Source organism: Achromobacter sp. SIMBA_011 (assembly GCF_046535435.1).
GTDB classification, from domain to species: domain Bacteria; phylum Pseudomonadota; class Gammaproteobacteria; order Burkholderiales; family Burkholderiaceae_B; genus Achromobacter; species Achromobacter dolens.
Genome location: NZ_JAWRWN010001020.1, coordinates 1 through 246, shown reverse-complemented (window position 1 = coordinate 246; position 246 = coordinate 1). Strand labels below are relative to the sequence as shown.

1 protein-coding gene is annotated in these 246 nt (G+C 67.9%); it reads left to right on the top strand.

The genetic code is table 11. The features are described from left to right. A partial coding sequence (locus SB816_RS34100; protein ID WP_410548513.1) for a DEAD/DEAH box helicase occupies nucleotides 1-246 on the top strand: 246 nt, incomplete at both ends.

The following is a 246-nucleotide window of genomic DNA, read 5'->3' as shown; positions in this document are numbered from 1 at the left end:
GGCGGCACGCCGATGCGCCCGCAGGCGCAGAGCCTCGAACACGGCGCGCACATCGTCGTCGGCACGCCCGGCCGCATCATGGATCACCTCGACCGCGGCAACCTGAAGCTCGACGCGCTGAACACGCTCGTGCTCGACGAAGCCGACCGGATGCTCGACATGGGCTTCTTCGACGACATCGCGAAGGTTGCGCGGATGTGTCCGACGACGCGCCAGACGCTGCTGTTCTCGGCGACCTATCCGGAC